Source organism: Novosphingobium sp. FKTRR1, assembly GCF_020404405.1.
In the GTDB taxonomy this organism is placed as follows: domain Bacteria; phylum Pseudomonadota; class Alphaproteobacteria; order Sphingomonadales; family Sphingomonadaceae; genus Novosphingobium.
Window position 1 is genome coordinate 1 of sequence record NZ_JAIZDA010000092.1, and the last position, 1266, is coordinate 1266.

The 1266-nt window shown below is 57.9% G+C and carries 1 protein-coding gene; it reads right to left on the minus strand.

Features of this window, described 5'->3' with window-relative positions; genetic code table 11:
- Window positions 1-59: 59 nt before the first annotated feature.
- The gene (locus tag LDN95_RS23035; RefSeq protein WP_226019830.1) at window positions 60-1130 is read right to left on the minus strand and encodes a hypothetical protein; all 1071 of its coding nucleotides are present in this window, start codon (window positions 1128-1130) and stop codon (window positions 60-62) included.
- Window positions 1131-1266 lie beyond the last annotated feature (136 nt).

Here is a 1266-nt window from a genome sequence, read left to right on the forward strand (position 1 = left end):
CCGAGCACCCTTGCTCACAGGATCGTCACCCGAGATAATCATAGGAGTAGCGCCTCAACTTACGTCAGGGCGCGGAAATTCAACGCTGACACCCGCCAGCGCAAGGTGGGCGCGAAACACCGCTTACAGTCCAACATTGGCCCAATCGAGAGAAAGACGGGCTTCAACGGAGCCGACGGCCTGCGCTTTGGCCGGAAGACAATCCGTGCCTCCTTTTGGTAGGCGTACCCGAAGTGCTTCGCCATTTCGGGCACCCTGAACTTCGAATAATCTCGGTACGGATCGTAATAGATCACGCTGCCTTCCATCGGCTCGTAGTCCGGGTTCGATGCGAGGAAGGTAGAGATCAGCCGCTGCTTGAAACGAATGGGATCGTGGATCACGATCGCCGCGTCGGCCTCAAAGTCCGTCGGCATCCGATAGTGGATGTGTTCGCAAAGGCTGACGAGAAAATAGTCATCGAACACGAGGGGCAGGACGATGTCGTCGTCGTTGAACTCAAAGCGGTGCCCTTGGACATCTAAATACGTCCGATTCTCCATCCGCTCCCGCCAAGTGGGAATGAAGAACGTCCGGCTGGTCTCGTCGTCGCGGACAGCGCTGAGGAGGTTTGCGTCGTTATAGAGTCCCGCGTTAGCGATCCTCATCTCGCCATGCTTAAACATCGGTTCGAGGAACTGGCGCTTGCCATATTTGACGAGGATAGGCCCTGTCGGGGTCGAGTAGCCTTCAAAGAGCGTTACACCGACCGGCGTCCCCTTCTCGAAATATTTGAGCAGCGGCGCACGCGCCCTGCCGATCACCTCGTCAGGCGGCATGCCATTTCGTCTTGCCCCGTATTCCTCGAGCATATGGGTGAAGACCTGCATGTATTCGTCGGTCTCCGACATCGCGACCATCGTGATCTGGCCTTGCGGACTGACCTCCATGGCGTTCATAAAGATGTTGCAGAAGCGCTCAGCCACCCGGTCCTCTGGCGCCCCGAGTAGGTAGGGCCGCGCGAGATACGCGTGACGCCAGACCTCATGGAGAGCCAAGCGGCCAGGCTGCTCCGACTTCCACTCATAGTGGCGGCGCCTGGCCTCTACAGCCTCATGCCGCTCGCGAATCTGCTCCACGCTCACTTTCATAGTTGATTAGAGCCCGAGCGAAAAGTGGTTGAGCGATATCAGTAGGTTGTGATTCAGCGTCGTTGTCGAGACGATGGAGGAAGCACATGCCCTGGACTGATACCGCTCGCCGCAAGCATATGCGGGAAGGTGCGGG